This window comes from Novosphingobium sp. B-7, from assembly GCF_000410615.1.
Classification (GTDB): domain Bacteria; phylum Pseudomonadota; class Alphaproteobacteria; order Sphingomonadales; family Sphingomonadaceae; genus Novosphingobium; species Novosphingobium capsulatum.
Map to the genome: position 1 here is coordinate 12,581 of NZ_KE148504.1, position 17,809 is coordinate 30,389.

General features: G+C 65.9%; 17 protein-coding genes. 12 read left to right on the plus strand and 5 right to left on the minus strand.

Annotated features, from left to right (window positions below; all coding sequences use genetic code 11):
• The 3 genes from H926_RS30000 to H926_RS0122660 all read right to left on the minus strand — a co-directional run.
• Positions 1–472 (minus strand): biotin carboxylase N-terminal domain-containing protein (locus H926_RS30000; RefSeq protein ID WP_022678274.1); only part of this gene is annotated, 472 nt, incomplete at its 3' end.
• Between the two features lie 11 nt (positions 473–483).
• On the minus strand, positions 484–957 hold the full coding sequence (locus H926_RS0122655) for an acetyl-CoA carboxylase biotin carboxyl carrier protein subunit (protein WP_028658389.1): 474 nt from the start codon (positions 955–957) through the stop codon (positions 484–486).
• Positions 958–976: 19 nt separating this feature from the next.
• Positions 977–2,224, minus strand: coding sequence for a Tm-1-like ATP-binding domain-containing protein (locus H926_RS0122660; RefSeq protein WP_022678276.1), 1,248 nt, complete (start codon positions 2,222–2,224; stop codon positions 977–979).
• 137 nt (positions 2,225–2,361) lie between these two features.
• On the opposite strand from H926_RS0122660, the gene H926_RS30005 reads away from it, so the two are divergent.
• From H926_RS30005 to H926_RS0122720, 12 genes are all read left to right on the plus strand, one after another.
• Positions 2,362–3,234: a helix-turn-helix domain-containing protein gene (locus tag H926_RS30005; RefSeq protein ID WP_237741165.1), complete on the plus strand. Its 873-nt coding sequence runs from the start codon at positions 2,362–2,364 to the stop codon at positions 3,232–3,234.
• Positions 3,235–3,304: 70 nt separating this feature from the next.
• Positions 3,305–4,339, plus strand: a complete 1,035-nt coding sequence (locus tag H926_RS0122670; RefSeq protein ID WP_237741166.1) for an NAD(P)-dependent alcohol dehydrogenase — start codon at positions 3,305–3,307, stop codon at positions 4,337–4,339.
• A gap of 132 nt (positions 4,340–4,471) precedes the next feature.
• Entirely contained in the window at positions 4,472–5,044 is a 573-nt protein-coding gene (locus H926_RS0122675; protein WP_022678279.1) for a VOC family protein, read from the plus strand.
• Positions 5,041–6,315 (plus strand): MFS transporter, encoded by a 1,275-nt coding sequence (locus H926_RS30010; protein ID WP_022678280.1) that lies wholly within the window; start codon positions 5,041–5,043, stop codon positions 6,313–6,315. The genes H926_RS0122675 and H926_RS30010 overlap by 4 nt, the downstream gene beginning before the upstream one ends.
• A gap of 29 nt (positions 6,316–6,344) precedes the next feature.
• On the plus strand, positions 6,345–7,274 hold the full coding sequence (locus H926_RS0122685) for a helix-turn-helix domain-containing protein (protein WP_022678281.1): 930 nt from the start codon (positions 6,345–6,347) through the stop codon (positions 7,272–7,274).
• Positions 7,275–7,452: 178 nt separating this feature from the next.
• Positions 7,453–10,011 (plus strand): TonB-dependent receptor, encoded by a 2,559-nt coding sequence (locus H926_RS0122690; protein ID WP_022678282.1) that lies wholly within the window; start codon positions 7,453–7,455, stop codon positions 10,009–10,011.
• A gap of 61 nt (positions 10,012–10,072) precedes the next feature.
• Entirely contained in the window at positions 10,073–10,606 is a 534-nt protein-coding gene (locus tag H926_RS0122695) for a 2,4'-dihydroxyacetophenone dioxygenase family protein (protein ID WP_022678283.1), read from the plus strand.
• A gap of 17 nt (positions 10,607–10,623) precedes the next feature.
• A complete protein-coding gene (locus H926_RS0122700; protein ID WP_022678284.1) occupies positions 10,624–11,160 on the plus strand; it encodes a 2,4'-dihydroxyacetophenone dioxygenase family protein in 537 nt (178 codons plus the stop codon).
• Between the two features lie 14 nt (positions 11,161–11,174).
• Positions 11,175–11,711: a 2,4'-dihydroxyacetophenone dioxygenase family protein gene (locus tag H926_RS0122705; RefSeq protein WP_022678285.1), complete on the plus strand. Its 537-nt coding sequence runs from the start codon at positions 11,175–11,177 to the stop codon at positions 11,709–11,711.
• Positions 11,712–11,727: 16 nt separating this feature from the next.
• Positions 11,728–12,822 carry an aromatic ring-hydroxylating dioxygenase subunit alpha gene (locus tag H926_RS30015; RefSeq protein WP_022678286.1) on the plus strand — a complete coding sequence of 365 codons (1,095 nt, stop codon included), beginning with the start codon at positions 11,728–11,730 and terminating at the stop codon, positions 12,820–12,822.
• Positions 12,823–12,854: 32 nt separating this feature from the next.
• Positions 12,855–13,694: an SDR family NAD(P)-dependent oxidoreductase gene (locus H926_RS0122715; RefSeq protein WP_022678287.1), complete on the plus strand. Its 840-nt coding sequence runs from the start codon at positions 12,855–12,857 to the stop codon at positions 13,692–13,694.
• On the plus strand, positions 13,694–14,707 hold the full coding sequence (locus tag H926_RS0122720) for an alcohol dehydrogenase catalytic domain-containing protein (RefSeq protein WP_022678288.1): 1,014 nt from the start codon (positions 13,694–13,696) through the stop codon (positions 14,705–14,707). Before H926_RS0122715 ends, H926_RS0122720 begins: the two co-directional genes overlap by 1 nt.
• Here H926_RS0122720 and H926_RS0122725 read toward each other — a convergent pair.
• Positions 14,698–15,426, minus strand: coding sequence for a glutamine amidotransferase (locus H926_RS0122725; RefSeq protein ID WP_022678289.1), 729 nt, complete (start codon positions 15,424–15,426; stop codon positions 14,698–14,700). The two genes, H926_RS0122720 and H926_RS0122725, sit on opposite strands and share 10 nt — an antisense overlap.
• Before the next feature lie 20 nt (positions 15,427–15,446).
• Positions 15,447–17,809 (minus strand): aminotransferase class III-fold pyridoxal phosphate-dependent enzyme (locus tag H926_RS31255; protein ID WP_237741167.1); only part of this gene is annotated, 2,363 nt, incomplete at its 5' end.

Genomic DNA, 17,809 nt, shown 5'->3' on the forward strand with positions numbered 1-17,809 from the left:
CCTTGAGGAGCAGGGGATAGCCGGTTTCCTGCGCGCGGGCGGTCACGTCTTGCGCGGTCTCCGCCGGACCGCCGGGCAGCACGGGCAGTCCGGCCGCCAGCGCGAGTGCCCGCGCGGCCAGCTTGTCGCCCATGCCTTCCAGCGTCTGCACCGCCGGGCCAACGAAGATCATCCCGACCTCGGCCACCGCGCGGGCAAACGCCGCGTTTTCAGAGAGGAAGCCATAGCCGGGATGCACTGCGTCGCAGCCATGCTCCACCGCTGCCGCCACCACCCGGTCGATCGCCAGATAGCTTTGCGGCGAAGGACCGGGGCCCAGCACCGCCGTGGCACCAGCCAGGCGCGCCGGGAGAGAGGTGCTGTCTGCTTCCGAGACGCCAAGGACGGTCGCAATCCCCATGGCATGGGCGGTGCGCAGCACGCGCAAGGCGATCTCGCCGCGATTGGCGATGAACAGGCGTTTGATCGTCATGACGGATGCTTTCAGGTTAGGCGCACGAGCGGGGTGCCCTTGGCCACGAGTGCGCCATTGGCGGCCAGTACGGCTACAACGGTTCCCGCGCGCCCGGCATGGACCGGGTTCATCAGCTTCATGGTTTCGACGATACCCACCACCGTATCGGGCATAATGGCGTCTCCCACAGCGACGAACGGCGGCGCGCCGGGCTGTGGCGCATGATAGAACGTGCCGGGCAGCGGGCTGGCGATCAGGTCGGGATCGGCCGCCGCTTCGCCGGCTGTCTCGGCGCTGGCCGGGCCAGCACCCGCCGATCCATCGCCCGCCCATTGCCATTCCTGGGTCAGGCCGCCATCGCCGCCACCGTCCTGGTCTGCCCCGCGTGACACGCGCAGGCGAAAGCGGCGGGTGGAAAGATCAAGCTCGCGATAGCCCGAATGCGCCAGGATCTCGGCAATCTCGGCCACATCTTCGGCGGTCAATGGCAGGTCTGGAGTCATCTTGGTCCCTTTGGACGGATTAGGCCACGCACGCCGGCGCGTCGGCCAGCAGCGCCCGCGCCGTGGCGATCACGGCATCGGAAAAGGCTTCATCGTTGAAGTGCGCGTCCACGGCGGTGACGGGCACATGCGGCGGCATCACCTCGCGCAGGTATTGCGCAAAGGGGCCGGGCACCGATCGGTCCATGATGTGGCCGGCGGGGCTGTCATGGTTGGAAAAGCCGTGCAGCGGCGTGATCACGCGGACCGGCCCCTGCGCATCGCGCACATTGGCGGCCAGGTGATCGGCCAGCTTGCGCAGGTCCTCGATCGTGGTGCGTACGGCGGTCAGCTGCGGATTGTGTTCGTGATAGCGCCGGCCAGGAAACTGCGCGCGCGCCGCGTCGATCGGTCCGGCGATGATGAAATCGGCATTGCCCGGCGCCAGGATCGTGGGAATGCCGCGCGCCAGGGCCGCCTTGCCGCGATCCGGGCCGCTGTCGGCCAATCCCCCCATCAGGTGATCGAGGATTTCGGTCTGCGACAGATCGAGCACCAGGGCCACGTCCTTGGCCTGGGCCAGGCCATCCAGCGTCGGCCCGCCCGCGCCAGAGGAATGGAACACCATCACTTCGCAGCCATCGCGCTCCAGCGCCTCGCGGATGCGACGCACAGATGCTTCGGTCGTGCCCAGCGTGGTGATCAGCACCAGCGGCTTTTCGGCCGGGGCGTTGCGGTCATAACCGCGCGCCATGCCGGCAACGGCGCGCGCGGCGTTGCCAAAGACATCGCGGCTGATGGTGTTGAGGCCAGAGATATCGGTCACCGCGTTCATCATCGCGATGTCCTTGATGCCCATGTAGGGCTTGGTGAAACCCGAGGCCATGGTCGAGACGATCAGCTTGGGCAGGCCATAGGGAAACGTCTGCATCAGCGCGCCGGCCAGGGCCGAACCCATCGACCCGCCGACGGCAAGGATGCCGGAAATCGGCTCGCGCGCATCCCAGGCGTGGGCGGCGGCGATCGCGCCCTTGATCATGGCCGCCTGGCACTTGCCCTCGTGGCCCAGGGCGCGCACCTCGGCAATGGTCATGCCGGCTGCGGCGGCGACGTCTTCCGGCGCAATTTCCGCGCCGCCCAGGGTGCGCCGGACGCTGGGATCGAGGTGCACCACGCGTACGCCTGCCGCTTCCAGCGCGGCACGGGTGAAGCGGGCCTCTTCCTCCTTGGTATCCTGCGTAATGACAAGCAGCACGCTGGGCGCTGTGGCGCCTTGGCTCTGGGTCATGGTCGGTTCTCTCCCTCGGCCTTGATGTTGCGCCAATGGATTTGACTTTGCCACCGGCTGCGCCATTCTTCCGTTTCACAAGATGAAACCATAACGAGCCGCAGCAGCGGTCGGGAGACAGGATGCAGGATCGGAAGGTGAAGACCGTCCGCGCGTTGGAGCGTGGCCTGGATGTCTTGCTGCAGGTGCAGGCCCGCCGCGCGGCCAGCCTGCATGAAATGCACGTGGCGCTGGGCCTGCCCAAGGCGACGTTGCTGCGCATGCTGCAGACGCTGGGCCAGAAAGGGCTGATATGGCAGCGGCTTGCCGATGGCGCCTATCTGCCCCACGTCGATGCCCGGGCGCGTTCGCAGGCGCTGACGCTGGAGCATGTCGCCGAGGTGGCCTCGCCCTGGCTCAAGGCACTGTCGACGCGCGTCTCGTGGCCATCGGTGCTCGCCATGCCGCGCCTCGATCACATGGAGATCGTGGAAACCAACAGCCCGCTGTTCCGACTCGATTCGGCCACGCTCGGCCCGGTTGGCGTCAAGCTTTCCTATATCCACACCGCCACCGGGCGGGCCTATCTCGCCGCCTGCCGCGAGGAAGAGCGCGAGGCGATCATCACCCGCCTGCGCCCGCGCAACCCGCAGGAGGGGAGCGAGGCCGATCTGCGCGCGATTCTCGCGGAGACACGGGTGCGAGGGTATGCCGCGCGCGAGCCGCTGCACCCATGGCCGGATCGGTCGAGGCAATTGGTGCTGCGCGACGGGCGCCGATCGATGGCCGTGCCGATCCTGCTGGATGGTGCGCCGGTGGCTTCGATCAACATCACTTGGCCGGCCAAGCGCGGCACCGATGATGCGGTCATGCTGCGCCATCTGGGTGCGCTCAAGCATACCGCACGCGAAATCGCCATGGCGATCGAACGCGCGGCCTTGGCGGCAGAAGGGCGGGCGCCAAGCGGCGCGATCATGGCCCAGTTTGCCGCAGGGACTACGAAATGCGTTTCACCTGGTGAAAATAGTTAGTCTAGCTGATTAATTTGCCCGTCGCCTGTGCCATGATTGGCAACAAGGCGTAAGAAGCAGACCATATGCCATGGGGGAGATGGACGGCTATATGCGGCAATGGCTTATCCGCAAGGGCGCGCAATCGCTTGACGACATGGCGCTGGTCAACGTGCCGGAGCCGCAGCCTGGCCCTGGCGAAGTGGCGGTGCGCGTGCGGGCCTGCTCGCTCAACTATCGCGATCAGTTGATCCCGCTGGGCCACTATTTCGGCGGCGCAGTCGATCGTGACACCGTGCCGCTGTCTGACGGCGCGGGAGAAATCGTGGCGGTGGGGGAAGGGGTGGCCGGCCTGGTGGTGGGTGACCGCGTCGCTGGCCTGTTTTTCCAGAACTGGGACGATGGACCGCCCAATCCCGGCTCCGGTCCCGCGCTCGGCGCGCCGCCCGCCACCGGCATGCTGCAGGATGTGGTGGTGCTGCCGGCCCACGGCGTGGTGCCCATCGCCGCCAGCCTGTCGTTCGAGGAAGCGGCCTGCCTGCCCTGCGCCGGGGTCACCGCCTGGCACGCCTTGATGGAAGGGCCAAGGCCGGTCGGGCCGGGGCGTTCCGTGCTGGTGCTGGGCACCGGCGGGGTTTCGCTGCTCGCCGCGCAGATCGCGCTGGCGGCCGGGGCGCGGGTGATCGCCACGTCATCGTCCGATGAAAAGCTGGAGCGCGTGCGGGCCATGGGCGTGCACGAAACGATCAATTACCGCACCACGCCCGATTGGGGCGTGCGCGCGGCAGAGCTTGCCGGCGGCGGGGTGGACCATGTCGTCGAAGTGGGCGGTGCCGGCACCCTGGCGCAAAGCATCCAGGCGGTCGGCTTTGCCGGCGAGATCGCGCTGATCGGCGTCTTGACCCGCAGTGGCGATACCAGCCCGCACGGGCTGATGATCAAGGGGGCCAGCCTGCGCGGAATCTTTGTCGGCTCGGCCGGCATGGCGCGCCGGCTTAACCAGTTCATCGATGCCCACGGCATCACGCCGGTGATCGATCGCCGCTTTGCCATGGAGCAGGCGCGCGAGGCCTGGGAGTATCAGGCATCGGCAGGGTTGTTTGGCAAGGTCGTGATCACGGTGTGATCGCCGGCCTTGGGCCAGAGCAGGCGTGACGCGGCCCGATAGCGGCCGGCGCGCCAAGGGAAGAGGATGCGCGCATGGTGCGACGCCGGGTTTCCGGCGGTGGGCGCGTGCGCAAGGGGAAAGGACACGCCGTTGGACCAGCTTACGTCTGCCGTCACACCGGCCGCCACGCTCGGCTATGGCCAGCCGATCGGCGGAATTTGCCAGACTGCGTTCGTGGTGCGCGATATCAACGCCGCGATCGACCACTTCATCCGCGATTGCGGGGCAGGGCCATTTTTCCTGCTACCCCATTTCCTGACCGAGGGGCAGGTCTATCGCGGCACGCCGTCCACCGCCGACGTGGCGATCGCCATGGGTTTTGCCGGGCACATGCAGATCGAATTGATCCAGCCGCTCGATGATAACCCGTCGGTCTATCGCGAAACGATCGAGGCGCGCGGCCATGGCTTCCACCACGTTGGCATTGCCTGCCGCGATGTCGATGCGGCGCTGCCCGGCTACCTGCAACGCGGCTATACCATGGCCTTTCGCGCCCCGGTGCCCACGGGGGGCGCTGTCGCCTATCTCGAAGGGGGGCATGATGGCGCGCCGGGCTTTGTCGAACTGATCCCCGCCACGCCCGACATGGACCGCCATTTCACCGCGATGTGGCAGGCATCGCGCGGGTGGGACGGCAGCGATCCGGTAAGGCCGTTCCTGTGAGCGGGCGGGCCCACGCGCCGGCGCGCGCCAGCAGCGGCTATCAGGTCTGGGTGACCGGTCTGCTCAGCCTCAATTTCGGCATCCTGTTCTTCGATCGCAACGCGCTCAACTTTCTCATGCCGTTCGTCCAGCCCGATCTGGGCCTGTCGAACACGCAGGTTGGGCTGTTTTCCTCGGCCCTCTCGCTCACCTGGGCCTTGTCGGGCTTTGTCGTGGGGCGCGTTTCGGATCGGCTCGGCGCGCAAAAGGCCGTGGTGGTGGTTGCCACCTTGGCGTTTTGCCTGTGCTCGGTGGTGTCGGGCTTTGCCACTTCGTTCCTCATGCTGCTTGGCGCCCGTCTGCTGATGGGCGCGGCCGAAGGTGGCGTCATGCCCGTCAGCCATGCCATGATCGTGGGCGAGGTATCGCCGGAACGGCGGGGCATGGCGATGGGCGTGGCCCAGAACCTGGGCTCCAATCTGCTCGGCTCGGGGCTCGCGCCGATCCTGCTGGTGCCACTGGCGGTCGCCTATGGGTGGCGTGAGGGGTTCTACCTGGCAGCGGCGCCAGGCGTGATTACTGCGGCGCTGATCTGGTTCACCCTGCGTGAACCGCCTGCGGTTGAGCATCATGACGATGCGCCGCGCGTGACGCTGCGCGCCGCGTTTGCCCACCGCAACGTGGTGCTGTGTGCGCTGATCGCGATCCTGCTGGTGTCCTATCTGGTGGTGTGCTGGGCGTTCATGCCGCTGTTTCTCACCAAGGGGCGCGGGTTCGATCCGGGCACGATGGGCTGGCTCATGGCCACGCTGGGCATTTCGGCGGGGATCGGCAGCTTTGCCGTGCCGGCGCTGTCCGATGCCATTGGCCGCCGCCCGGTGATGATCGCCTTTTCGTTCCTGGGTGCGATCCTGCCGCTGGGCGCCATCTACTATGGCGGCTCGGCCTGGCTCTTGGGCGCCATCTTCTTCTTTGGCTGGGCGCTCAACGGCCTGTTCCCGATGTTCATGGCCACGATCCCGGCCGAAAGCGTCGACCCGCGGCTGACCGCCACCCTGACCGGCGTGGTCATGGGCATCGGCGAAGTGCTGGGCGGGGTGCTCAGCCCGTTTCTGGCCGGCTTCCTGGCCGATGCCTATGGCCTGGCGGCGCCGGTGTGGCTGATGCTCGTGCTGTGCCTGGCGGCCGGTGTGCTGGCGCTGGGCCTTGAGGAAAGCGCACCGCGCGTGCTCGCGCGGCGGGCGGCATCGGGCCGCCATCCCGTAACACCGGGGGTCGTGCCAAGCGCCTGATCTTGTTCTCGTTGGGGGAGCTCACGCCGATGAATGCCGTGCAACGCTACGCCACCGATGCCATCGCGCCCGACCAGCGCCTGTCGTATTGGAATGACCTGGTCGATCGCATCTATTCCGGCACTTATGTGAAAACCCAGGGCCGCGATTTCGTGGGCGAAATGTGGTCATGGACGGTGGGTGACCTCGCCATGATCCGCCCGCGCTCGACCGCGTCGTTCGTGGGGCGGCAGGGTGATCAGGCCACGACCGAGCGGTTGATCCTGCACCTGCAATGCCGGGGCCGCAGCCTGCATCGCCAGGGGCAGGCGGAAAGCCTGCTCGAAGCCGGCGATTTCGTGATCGGATCGCCGCACCAGTCCTACACGCTCGATCTTTCCGCGCATGAACTGCTGGTGGTAGAGTTCCCGCGCGCGCCGCTCGCCGAACGGGTGCCGGGCCTCGATGACATGCTCAGCCGCCGCCTGTGCGGGGCCAGTCCGGGCGGCCGGGTATTCCACGATTTCCTGCGCTCGCTGTGGCACCAGGGCGATCAGAGCGGGCAGGACATGGCCTGGCAGCAGGGCGTGAGTGCCGTGTTCTATGACCTCGCCGCGCTCGCCATGCGCGGCGCCACCCATCCTGAAGAGCGCGTGACCGACCATGCCTTGCGCGACAAGGTGGTGGCGCTGGTCGATGCCCATCTGGGCGATCCGGCGCTGCGCACGCAGACCCTCGCTGATGCCTGCCACACCTCGGTCCGCACGGTGCAGAACGTGTTTGCCATGATGGGCACCACGCCCAGCGCCTATATCCTCGAGCGGCGCCTGCAGCGCGCGGCCGATCGCATTACCGGCAGCCCTGGCGCCAGCATCACGCAGATCGCATTCGAAATGGGATTTAACGACAGCGCCTATTTCGCGCGCTGTTTTCGCCAGCGCTTTTGCGTGGCGCCGCGCGAATGGCGTGCTGGCAATTGAACCTTGCCGGCTGAATTGTTCGGGCGCGCTGAATTTTTCGGGGTGGTTGCGCCAGAATCCTGATCGGCTTGCGCACCAATGCAAGCGCAGATCACCCCGAACACCTACCATCGTTCACAGCGGATCGGATGTCAGGGGAATCCGGGCACAACCCGCATCGAAAAAAGGGAGAGAGACCATGAAGTTCGCACCGGTATCGGTGGGCGCACTGGCCATTGCACTGGCCAGCCCGGCCATGGCGCAGGAAGCGCCACAAGGTCAGGCTGCGCCGCAGGCAGAGGCGCAGAGCGGCAACGGGGGCATCCAGGAAATCGTCGTGACCGCGCAGAAGCGTGCGGAAAACGTCCAGGATGTGCCGATCGCCATCAGCGCCTTCACCGCAGCGGCCCTGCAGGAGCGCGCGGTGACCAGCGTTTCCTCGCTCTCGAACATCGCGCCCAACGTCACGCTTGATGCCGGTACGCCGTTTTCGGGGTCAAGCCAGGTGCTGGCGGCCTATATCCGCGGCATCGGCGCCAACGATTTTGCCTTCAACATCGATCCGGGCGTGGGCATCTATCTTGACGGCGTCTATCTTGCCCGCTCGGTCGGCGCGAACCAGGACCTGCCCGATGTCGAGCGCGTCGAAGTGCTCAAGGGGCCGCAGGGCACGCTGTTTGGCCGCAACACGATCGGTGGCGCCATCTCGATCGTCACGCACGATCCGGGCGATACGTTCCGCTTTGTCGGCAGCGCGATGACCGGCAGCTACAGCCTGTTCAGCGCCAAGGGCACGGTCGACATGCCGCTGGCCGACAAGCTGTCCTCGTCCTTGAGCTTTGCGATCACCAAGCGCGATGGCTACCTGCATCGCATTCCCTATCCGGGCGCCAACAACTATGCGTTCGATCCGATCACCTCGCTCAAGGCGGCCGGTTACGGCAACCAGGGCTACGGCACCGAAGGGGGCGACAATACCTGGAACCTGCGCGGCAAGATCCGCTACAATGGCGCCACGTTCCGCGCGACTCTGACCGGGGATTACAGCCGCACCGATACCTCGCAGATCGCCAACAAGGTGATCACCACCTTCCCGGCGGTGTTTGCCGGCACCTATAACTGCGCGATCGCCGGCAATCCCACCACCACCGTGGGCGGCGTTACCGGCCCGTGCGACAGCTTCATCGGCGGGCCGCCCTCGGCCGCCTATCTCTATCGCCGCGGCGGGCTCAACTCGATCCTCGATCTGCCCGCGATCTATGGCGTCAACACCGACAACAATCCTGACAACAACCGGCTGCCCTATGACAATCGGTTCGTCACCAACAACATCGACACGTCCTATGCCAACGGCAACAACTTCAACAAGTTGAAGCAGGGCGGCGCCGCGCTGACGCTCGATTTCGATCTGTCTGACACGGCCTCGATCAAGTCGATCACGGCCTATCGCGAATTGCACTGGGTGGTGGGCATGGACCTTGACGGTTCGCCGCTCAACTTCCTCCACACCAGCTTCTCGATGAACCAGAAGCAGTTCAGCCAGGAGCTGCAACTCACTGGCACGGCTGTGGACAAGAAGCTCAAGTATGTCCTCGGCGCCTATTACTTCACCGAAAGCGGTGACCTGCACGACTATGTGACTTTCGCCGAAGGCCTGCTGCAAGTTGACGGGCCCAACAACCTCTCGACCAAGAACTATGCATTCTATGGCCAGGTCGATTATGCCCTGTCAGACCTGATCGCGGTTACCGTGGGTGGCCGCTATACCCACGAAAAGAAGGAGTTCGAAGGCTTCCAGTCCGATGCCAACGGCTTGAACTACAAGCTGGCGAACTATTTCGGCGATCCCAACTGCGCCTCGCTCAACCCGATCAGCGACGCCTGCCGGGTGGACAATGGCTTCCCTAACGCCGGGCAGCCGCTGCGCTATTACGTTGCCGGTGTGCAGCACAAGACCTTCTCCAACTTCTCGCCCAAGGTCGGCGTGCAACTGCACCCCACGCAGGACATCATGGTCTATGCCAGCTGGTCCAAGGGCTACAAGACCGGCGGCTGGACCACGCGCCTGTCCAATCCCTTACCCTATGCGCCGGGCTTTGGCCCGGAAAAGGCCGAAACCTGGGAAGCGGGGATCAAGTCCGAGCTGCTCGATCGGCATCTGCAGATCAACGGCGCGGTGTTCCTCACCAATTACAACGGCATCCAGCTCAACTTCCAGCAGGGGGTTTCGCCCACCATCCAGAATGCTGGTGACGCGCGGATCAAGGGCTTTGAAGTGGAACTGGTGGCAGCCCCTGTGCGTGGCCTGACCGTGACCGGCTCGCTCGGCTATACCGACGCCAAATACACCAGCGTCGATGGCCCGGCGCAGGTTGCACCCTCCGCGCTCCAGGCCGGGGTCTTTGCAGGGGCCACGTTGCCCAAGACTCCCAAGTGGAAATTCAACGTATCGCCCCGCTATCAGGCCGATCTGGGCAGCCACGGCACCCTGGTGTTCCTTGGCGATGTCACCTTCACCAGCATGATGAAGAATGACACCGAAGGCACCTTCCTGCTCGACCGGCAGCATACCACGGTGCTCAACGGCTCGATCACCTATCGTGCGCCGGGCGGCAGCTGGGAACTCACCGCCGGTGGCACCAACCTGACCAACGAACGCTATCTCACCACGGGCCAGGCACAGCTGGCCGGCGGCCAGATCTACGGCACTTATAGCCGTCCGGCCGAATGGTATGCGCGCGTTGGCGTGAAGTTCTGACGCAACAAGGCCGGGCGGCGCGCGTCCCCGCGCTGCCCGGCTCCTCCCCTGGAGAACGATAATGCCCGAAGCCCCCCACGCCGAATTCTGGAAAGACATCAAGCCGGTAGAGAAAGTCTTCCGCGATGGTGGCCTGCCCGAAGTCTACATGCCCAAAATTGCCGAAGGCGATGAACGCTATTGGGTGCCGATCAGCGAAACCGTGTTTTCCAAGCCGGTGTGGATCAGCCCATCGAAAAACATGTGGGCCGACGTGCTGATGAGCAAGCAGGCTGGCCTGGTTAACCGCCACTATCACCCACACCCGATCTGGGCCTACACGATTAGCGGAAAGTGGGCCTATCTCGAACATGCGTGGACGGCCACCGCCGGCGATTTCATCTATGAAACCCCGGGCGAGAGCCACACCCTGGTCTGCTATGAACACGAAGACCCGATGAAGGTGTTCTTCGTCGTGTCGGGCCCGCTGATGTGGCTCGACGAGGCCGGCAACACCATCGGCCACTATGACGTGTTCGATTATATCGCCGCCGCCCGCGCGCATTATGCCGCTGTCGGCATCGGCGCCGATTACGTCGACACCCTGATCCGCTGAACCCCGGAGATCCCCCCATGACCGTGATGACAGCCCCGCCGTCGAACAAGGCGGAAATCGTCGACGTGAAATTCCCGCACAAGGCCCTGGTCGAACGGCTCAGCCCCGGCGGCCGCTATATCGACGCCGCCACCGACGTGGACAGCCCATGGGTGCCGTTCGGCGATGGCGCGGCGATCAAGCACCTGGCGTTCGACGTGCGCCAGAATCTGTTTTCCAACATCCTGTGGGTCAAGGGGCCGGGCGTGATCGGCACCCATTTCCATCGCGGCACGATCACCATGGTCTGCCTGGAAGGATCGGTACGCTATCTCGAATACGATTGGGTGGCAACGCCGGGGGGCCTGATCCTGGAAACGCCGGGCGAAAGCCACACGCTGGTGACCGATCACCCGCAGGGCTGCAAGCTGTTCGGCTGGATGCAGGGACCGATCGATTTCTACGATGACCAGGCCAATCTGGTCGATACCGCCGACGTCTGGTGGTTCATCAACCACTACGAGACGCACTGCCGCGAGCACGGCCTTGCGATCAATCCCAAGCTCTATCTCTGACAAAGGCAAACGCCATGGCCAGCAGCATGAAGGCGCCGCCCTCATCCGCCTATGAAATCGTCTCGGTGCCCGAACTCTATGGTGACCTGATCCGCGCCCGCGGGGTGGAAGGCACCTATGTCGGCGCGGGAGAGGCGGAAAGCCCGTGGGTTCCGTTCGGTGACAACGCCGCGATCCGCCACCTGGCTTTCGACGTGCGCGAAAACATCTATGTCAACATCCTGTGGATCAAGGGCCCCGGCGTGATCGGCACGCACAAGCACCGGGGCAAGGTCTGGGCGATCGGGCTGGAAGGCTCGTTCCGCTATCTGGAATACGATTGGGTGTGCCGCCCTGGCGAATTCATCACTGAAACGCCGGGCACCGCGCACACCTTGGTGACCGATGATCCCCAGGGGATGAAAGCGCTGTTTCACATGCAGGGCGCCAACGAGTTCTTCGATGCCCAAGGCAACCACGTGGAAACGCTCGATGTGTGGTGGTTCATGAACCACTATGAAAGCTACTGCCGCGAACACGGCATTGCCATCAACAAGCAACTCTATCTGTGAGCAGCGGGGCAGCGTGATGCCGGCGCCGGCGCTTTCCATCCCCATTCTGGCCGGTCCACCGCGCGGCACGTATCTGCGCCATTGCTGGTACGTGGCCGGGTGGGCCGATGACCTGGGCAGCGACCCGATTGATCGGGTCTTCCTGGAAGAGCCGGTTGCCTTGTTTCGCGACGAGGCGGGCATGGCCCATGCCGTGGGTGGACGCTGCCCCCATCGCTTTGCCCCGCTGGGGCAGGGCAGGGTGATCGATGGCGCGCTCGCGTGCCCCTATCACGGGTTGCGCTTTGATGGCGGGGGCGCCTGCTTGCACAATCCCCACCCCGGTGGGCAGTTGCCCGCCACACGCTTGCCGGTCTATCCGCTGGTCGAGCGCCATGGCCTGCTGTGGATCTGGATGGGTGAGGCGGAACGCGCCGATGCCGCGCTGATCCCGGATTTTTCCTGGCTGGTCGATCCCGTCTGGGCGGTGGTGCGCGGCGCCACCCGCGCCGAAGGGCATTACGAACTCTACAGCGACAATATCCTCGATCTCAGCCATGCCAACTTCGTCCACCCCACGCTGGTCGCCCGCGCCTTTACCGAGGGGGAGCGGCGCTTCTGGCAGGATGGCGAAACGGTGCATGCCGAATATGTCCGCCTGAATGATACGCTGTCCGATGGCATCGGCGCCATGCTGGGCCGCGTGGGCCAGGCACAGGATTTCTATGGCGAGGTGACCTGGCACGCGCCGGCGGTCCTGCGCTTTGACTATGTCGCCGGGCCGCCCGGCACACCGCGTGAACAGTGCACGCTGCTACCCTCGCTTCATGCCTTTACTCCCGAAACGCCCGATACCACGCACTATGTTTGGGCGACGGGGCGCGATTTCGCGCTGGGCGATGCGGCGTTTTCGCAAGGCATGCAGGCCGCGCTCGAACATGCGTTCGAACGCGAAGACATGCCGATCATCCGCGATAGCCACCGCCTGATGCGCGGGGCTGATTTCTGGGCGTTGAAGCCGCTGGTTCTGGGCGGCGATGGCGGGGGCATCCGCGCCCGTCGCCTGCTGCAGCGCCTGATCGCACGCGAGCAGCGCACCCCCCTGCCGCAAGACACCGAAGCCACCGCGTAAACGCGGGGCATCCCCCATTGGAGAGGAACACCATGGCCATTATCGATCGTTTCAGCATCACCGGGCGCAGCGCGCTGGTTACCGGGGCTGCCAGCGGCATTGGCCTTGCCTATGCCCACGCGATGGCCGAAGGCGGCGCGGCGGTTACCCTGGCAGACATCGACCTGCCCGGTGCAGAGCGCGAAGCCGCCCTGCTGCGCGAGGCGGGGCACGAGGCCCGCGCCGTCCATTGCGATGTATCCAGCTTCGATGCGGTGGCAGCCGCCTTTGACGACCATGCCAGCGCGTTCGGCGGGCTGGATATCTGCTTTGCCAATGCCGGGATCGATGCCGGCGCCGGCTTCTGGAACCCGGCGGGCCATCGCAACCCGGAAGGCCAGGTCGATACTTATGATCCGGCGCGCTGGGACAAGTCGATCGCGGTCAATCTCAACGGCGTATTCTACACCATTTCCAACGCTGTGCGGATCATGAAGCAACCCGGCCGCGCCAACGGGCGCAGCGGCGGCTCGATCATCTGCACCGCATCCAACGCCGGCCTGGTGACAGAGCCGATCGTGGGTCTGCCCTATATGCCAGCCAAGGCCGGGGTGCTGCACATGGTCCGCGCGTTGGGGCTGGAGCTGGCCGAGTTTCGCATCCGCGTGAACGCCATCGCGCCTGGTCCGTTCGTGACCAACATCGGCGGCGGCTGGCTCAAGAAAGACCCGGTGGCGCGCGCCGCCTGGGATGCCATCGTGCCGCTGGGCAAGCTGGCCGAGACCGAGCAGATCAAGCCGCTCGCGCTGCTGCTCGCCTCAGATGCGTCTGACTATATGACCGGCAGCCACGTGGTGATCGATGGCGGCATGATGCTGGGCAAGTACCAGTAATGCGCGCGGTGGTGATGCAGGGGCTGCACCGGCCCCTGGCGCTGGAAACGGTGCCCGATCCCGTGCCAGAGGCGGGCGATCTGGTGGTGCGGGTGGGGCGCTGCGGCATCTGCGGATCGGATCTGCACATGACCGAGGACCCTGCCTATGGCCAAGGCGCCGGCTCCATCCTCGGGCATGAGTTTGCCGGCGAAGTGGTCGCGCTGGGCCGTGATGTCTCCGGTTGGCGCGTGGGTGATCGCGTGGCGGTCAGCCCGTTGAAAAGCTGCGGCGATTGCCCCGCCTGCCGCGCCGGCGAGGTGCAATGGTGCACCGCCTTTGGCCTGCAGGGCGGCGGCTATGCCGAATATGCGCTGACCCGGCCCAACCAATGCGTCCGCCTGCCGCAAAGCGCCAGCCTGGCCGATGGCGCGATCATTGAGCCGCTGGCCGTGGCGCTGCATGGCATCGGCCTATCCGGCCTGCGCCGGGGAGACAAGGTGCTGGTGCTGGGTGCCGGGCCGATTGGCCTTGCCGTGGCGTTCTGGGCGCGGCAGCACGGGGCCGGGCGCGTGGTGGTGCAGGATATCGCCCCGTGGCAGCGGGATCGTGCGCTTGCCATGGGCGCGCACGATTTTGTGGTGGCGCCCGATGATCCGGTGGGCGCGGCACAGCGCGCATTGGGTGGCCCTGCCGATCTGGTGTTCGAATGCGTCGGCGTGCCCGGCCTGATCGCGCAAGGGGTGGAAACCGCACGCAACCGCGGCACCATCGTGTTGCTGGGACTGTGCACCCGGCCCGACACGCTCAACACCTTTGCCATGCTGTCAAAGGAAGTGCGGTTGATCACCTCGGCATTCTTCACGCGGCAGGAATACGAAGCCGCGCTCGATGCGCTCGATCGCGGCCTGGCCGAACCGCGCCTGTTGGTGACCGATACCATCGCCCTGGCGCAAACGCCCGATGTGTTCGAAAGCCTGCGCCAGCGCACCCATCAGTGCAAGGTGCTGATCGCGCCAGGTGATCAGGCCTGATCGGCCGCCGCGATGAACGCCCGTAACAGCGCCGGGCCATCGGGCGTATCGGCATTGGCAGCGCGCAGGGCGGGCACGGAAAAGCCTGCGCGGGCAATGGCATCGGCATAGACGTCATAGCTGCCGGCCATGATCGCGGCATCGAATTCGGGGTGGAACTGCACGCCCCAGGCGCGGGGGGCATAGCGCACGGCGTGGTGCGGATCGTGGCCGCTGGTGGCCAAGACCTGCGCCCCGTTCGGCAAGGCCAGCACCGACTGGAAATGGAACACCATCTGTCGCGCCACCGGCGGCAGCGCAGCAAACAGCGCGTCCTGCGCGCCGGCTGGGGTGCGGGCCACGTCTACCCCACCAAACATCGCACCGCGCGGATTGTCGTCCACCACCCCGCCCAGGGCATGGGCCAGCAACTGGTGGCCAAAGCACACGCCCAGGATCGGCGCGCCTTGCGCCATGGCATCGCGCGCCCAGGCGGCGGTGCGCTCGATCCATGGGTGACCATCGGTGACCATGTCGATCGCGCCGGTGATGATCGTGGCGCGCACCTCTGCTGGATCGGGCAGCGGCTCGTCCTGATAGACCTTGATCGCCACGATCTCGTCACGTGGCACCCCGCAGCCGGCGCTGAACCAGGCGACCTCGTCCCCGTGCACGGCGCAGGTGGCGGGCATGTCGTCATACGAGGTTGCAGGCTGGATGATCAGCAGTGGCTTGGGCACGATCGGTTCTTTCGCAGGCGTTAGAGGGCGTTGAGGCTCTTGCGCAGGGCATCGATGAAGAACGCCACTTCGGTTTCCGTCCAGGTGAGCGACGGGCGCAGCTTGAACGTGGCACGATATTCGCCCGACGTGCCCACCAGCACGCCATTTTCGCGCATCCGTTCCACCAGCTGGCGCGCCTGGTGCGGGGCGGCGGTGCGAGCCGCCTGATCGGTGACGAATTCCAGCCCGGTCAACATGCCGCGCCCGCGCACGTCGCCGATCAGCGGGAATTGCCGCGCCAGCGCGCGCAGTTCGGTTCGCAGCAGGTCTCCCACCTGGTTGGCGCGGGCGATCAGGTCTTCCCGCTCGATCACGTCCAGCACGGCTTGCCCCGCCGCGCAGGACACGCTGTTGCCGCCAAACGTGCTGAACACCTCGCAATCGGCATAGAACGCCTGCCACAGGTCACGCCGCGTCAACACCACGCCCAGTGGATGGCCATTGCCGACCGGCTTGCCCAGCGTGATCACGTCAACCTGGTCCAGGCCCTGAGTGGCAAATCCCCAGAAGCTGCCCAGGCGGCCCAGCCCGGCCTGCACCTCGTCGGCAATCACCAGCGCGCCGGATGCGCGCGCAGCACGGGCAAGGCCTTGCATATAGCCTTCTGGCTGGCCGGGCACGCCGTTGCTGGTCAGCGCGGTGTCAATCATCAGGAACGCCGGCTGGTGGCCGGCTTGGGCCAGCGCTGCCACGGCCTTGGCCCAGCTTTCCGCCGGATCGGGCGCGACGCCGCGATAGAGGTCGGGCGGGGGCAGGCAGGCCACATGCGCGGGCGGCGCCTTGGTGAGCGGGGAAAGCTCTACCGTGGTGGCCGTGATCCCGTGATAGGCGCCTTGCATCACCACGGCGCCGGTGCGCCCGGTGGCAAAGCGGGCAATCTGCGCGGCCACGTCGTTGGCCTCGCTGCCGGAATTGACGAACGAGCAGACATCGAACCCGGCCGGTGCCTTGGCCAGCAGCGCCTGGGCATAGGAACCAGGGCTATCGGCCAGATAGCGCGTGTTGGCGTTGAGCGCGGCAGCCTGGCGCGCGATGGCGCGCACCACGGCCGGGTGGCAATGGCCTACCTGCGGCACGTTGTTATAGGCGTCGAGATAGCGCGTGCCATCCGCGCCGATCAGCCAGGGACCTTGCCCACGGGTAAGATGCAGCGGCGTTTCATAGAAGTGCCAGATCTTGCCAAACGCCGCGTCCCGCTGCGCGATCAGGCCCGTGCGCGCGGCTGCCGGATCCGGGGCCAGCGCGGGCACCGGAAAACTGCAGGCCCGGCGCAGCGCATGGGTCGCGGTATCACGCCCCACTGCCAGCAACTTGGCCAGCATCGCACCATGCTTGCGCCCGCCGCCCAGATGCGCATCGGGCGTTTCGTCTGCCGGATCACGCCTGGCATTGGCCACCAGCACGGTGTTGGCCAGGCGCAGGCAGCACATATCGAACACCAGGTCGATTTCCGCCTCTTCCAGCGGATAGACCGTGTCAAAGCCCTGCGTCACCTCGGCCAGGATGATCAGCGGATCGGCGCTTTCATCGGGAAAACAGTCTGCCGCCGTCACCAGATCGGCCAGCAGCGCACCATAAAGCATGTCGCCGAAATCGATCACGCCCACGATGTTTGCGGGCTGTGCCGGATCGACCAGCAGATTGCCCATGTGCGCGTCCTGATGCACCACCTGGTGGCGCGTGCGGGCGAGCGCCGGATAGATGCGGCTGTCGGCCTCGGCCAGAACCTGGGCGCATTGCGCGCGCAGGGCCGGATCGGCAATGCGGGGCAGGGCCGGGGCCAGCGCAGTCACCCGCGAAAGATCCCAATCGTGCCGGTTGCTGGCTGCATGGGGATGGAAATAGCCACGCAACGCCAGGCTCAACCGCGCGACGAAAGCGCCCGTGGCGCGGCGCAGTGCTGCCGCATCGGCGCAGTCGGCAAAGGCGTCCTGGGCGATCCTGCCGTCGAGATAAGTCAGAATGCGCAGGATGTGCACCGTGCCATCATCGGCGGTTATCGTCGTACGCCTGGCGCCGGCAAGCGTAGGCACCATCCGTGGCACCGCCAGTTGCGGGTCGATCCGCGCGATATGATCGAGCGCCCCGATCTGGAAATCCACCGTGGCGGGTTGCTCCATCCGGTGCGACAGCTTGACCACGTAATCCGATCCAGCATCATCGGTGAGATGCCAGGTCTGGTCCCGCTCCGAGTTGATCGCGTGCCACTGACCGCGCAATCCCCACTCGGCGTGAACCCGCTCCTGCACCTGTTGCAGAGGAAAGGCTGGCGGAATGGCGTCGAGTGCATCATGAACTGCCAATCCCGCCACCGTATCGTCCCCGCCGCTGCTCCGTGCTC